Source organism: Nereida ignava (assembly GCF_001049735.1).
Taxonomy (GTDB): Bacteria; Pseudomonadota; Alphaproteobacteria; order Rhodobacterales; family Rhodobacteraceae; genus Nereida; species Nereida ignava.
Genome location: NZ_CVPC01000062.1, coordinates 1 through 2,500, shown reverse-complemented (window position 1 = coordinate 2,500; position 2,500 = coordinate 1). Strand labels below are relative to the sequence as shown.

Genomic DNA, 2,500 nt, shown 5'->3' with positions numbered 1-2,500 from the left:
AGCGTAACAGCTCACTGGTCTAATTAAGTTGTCCTGCGGCGAAGATGTAACGGGGCTCAAGCCATGAGCCGAAGCTTAGGATGCACATAGTGCATGGTAGCAGAGCGTAGTGTGATATAGTTTCTTTCCTCCTTATCTTCCTTTGGGAGTGTTGGAGGAGTGAAACTTTCGATGAAGCCGGCCTGTGAGGGATCCGGTGGAGAGATCACTAGTGAGAATGATGACATGAGTAGCGACAAACAGTGTGAGAGACACTGTCGCCGAAAGTCCAAGGGTTCCTGCTTAAAGTTAATCTGAGCAGGGTAAGCCGACCCCTAAGGCGAGGCCGAAAGGCGTAGTCGATGGGAATCAGGTTAATATTCCTGAGCCAGATGGTAGTGACGGATCTCGAGGGTTGTTCTTCCTTATCGGATTGGAAGGGCCGCTTAGAGGTTCCTGGAAATAGCTCCATCATTAGATCGTACCCTAAACCAACACAGGTGGACTGGTAGAGAATACCAAGGCGCTTGAGAGAACGATGTTGAAGGAACTCGGCAAAATACCTCCGTAAGTTCGCGAGAAGGAGGCCCAGTTTCTACGCAAGTATTGACTGGGGGCACAAACCAGGGGGTGGCGACTGTTTACTAAAAACACAGGGCTCTGCGAAGTCGCAAGACGACGTATAGGGTCTGACGCCTGCCCGGTGCCTGAAGGTTAAAAGGAGAGGTGAGAGCCTTGAATTGAAGCCCAGGTAAACGGCGGCCGTAACTATAACGGTCCTAAGGTAGCGAAATTCCTTGTCGGGTAAGTTCCGACCTGCACGAATGGCGTAACGACTTCCCCGCTGTCTCCAACATCGACTCAGCGAAATTGAATTGCCTGTCAAGATGCAGGCTTCCCGCGGTTAGACGGAAAGACCCCGTGCACCTTTACTACAGCTTCACATTGGCATCAGGCACAACATGTGCAGGATAGGTGGTAGGCTTTGAAGCGCAGACTCCAGTTTGCGTGGAGCCATCCTTGAGATACCACCCTTGTTCTGCTTGATGTCTAACCGCGGTCCGTTATCCGGATCCGGGACCCTGTGTGGCGGGTAGTTTGACTGGGGCGGTCGCCTCCTAAAGCGTAACGGAGGCGCGCGAAGGTTGGCTCAGAGCGGTCGGAAATCGCTCGTTGAGTGCAATGGCAGAAGCCAGCCTGACTGCGAGACTGACAAGTCGAGCAGAGTCGAAAGACGGCCATAGTGATCCGGTGGTCCCGAGTGGAAGGGCCATCGCTCAACGGATAAAAGGTACGCCGGGGATAACAGGCTGATGGTGCCCAAGAGTCCATATCGACGGCACCGTTTGGCACCTCGATGTCGGCTCATCTCATCCTGGGGCTGGAGCAGGTCCCAAGGGTACGGCTGTTCGCCGTTTAAAGAGGTACGTGAGCTGGGTTTAGAACGTCGTGAGACAGTTCGGTCCCTATCTGCCGTGGGTGTAGGATACTTGAGAGGAGTTGCCCCTAGTACGAGAGGACCGGGGTGAACGATCCACTGGTGTACCAGTTGTTCCGCCAGGAGCAGTGCTGGGTAGCTATGATCGGACAGGATAACCGCTGAAGGCATCTAAGCGGGAAGCCCCCCTCAAAACAAGGTATCCCTGAGAGCCGTGGAAGACCACCACGTCGATAGGCCGGAGATGTAAGTGCGGTAACGCACTCAGTTGACCGGTACTAATTGCTCGATAGGCTTGATTTGATCCAGTAGAGGACAGTCTTCTACGGACACAATCAAAAGCATACACAACTACACAAGTTACGAAAATCTGGATTAAAAATGTTTGTAATGGTTCTTTCTTTGGTTTGGTGATCATAGCGCAAGTGAAACACCCAGCCCCATCCCGAACCTGGCAGTTAAGCACTGTTGCGCCGATGGTACTGCGTCTTAAGGCGTGGGAGAGTAGGTCATCGCCAAACCTAACAAAGAACCAATACTCTATATTCGATTATCATACATTAGGCCGCTACGAGCTCAGCTCGTGGCGGCCTTTTTGTGTCTATACCACCTGAAATCTTAGTGCGCGGTGCGAGGCGTGGGGTCTGCTGCGCCGCAGCTACAGATAGCCCCCCTCTGAAACCGGCTATCCTGAGAGCCGCATCATAATCGCACCCCCTGAAATCTGCCCGTCCCAATTGACGCCATGGACCACAACGCAGCAGACCTCACCTACCTCCCCTAAACAAAATCAACCAAACCCCAAATCCGCCCTTGCAGACAACACAACCCCAAACTAAACAAACCAAGTTGGCGCGGGATGGAGCAGCCCGGTAGCTCGTCAGGCTCATAACCTGAAGGTCGTAGGTTCAAATCCTACTCCCGCAACCAAAATAATACGCTAAATCAAACGCTTAGAGCCCGACTTAATCAGTCGGGCTTTCTGCGTTTGTTTCATGTCAACGCCATGTCAACGTTTGGCGAGTCGCACCCCCCGATAAGCCGTAATCGTTGGTAATCAACCGCACCCAAGGACGGTCGATG

Annotated in this window: 1 tRNA gene and 2 rRNA genes (1 of these 3 cut by a window edge); all 3 read left to right on the top strand. The window is 52.8% G+C overall.

Annotated elements, in window-relative coordinates:
• A 23S ribosomal RNA gene (locus tag NIG5292_RS14345) occupies nt 1–1,720 on the top strand (it extends 1,113 nt beyond the left edge of the window).
• Nucleotides 1,721–1,823: 103 nt separating this feature from the next.
• A 5S ribosomal RNA gene (gene rrf / locus NIG5292_RS14340) occupies nt 1,824–1,938 on the top strand.
• A 332-nt stretch (nt 1,939–2,270) separates the two neighbouring features.
• Nucleotides 2,271–2,347 (top strand) — tRNA-Met (locus NIG5292_RS14335).
• Nucleotides 2,348–2,500 lie beyond the last annotated feature (153 nt).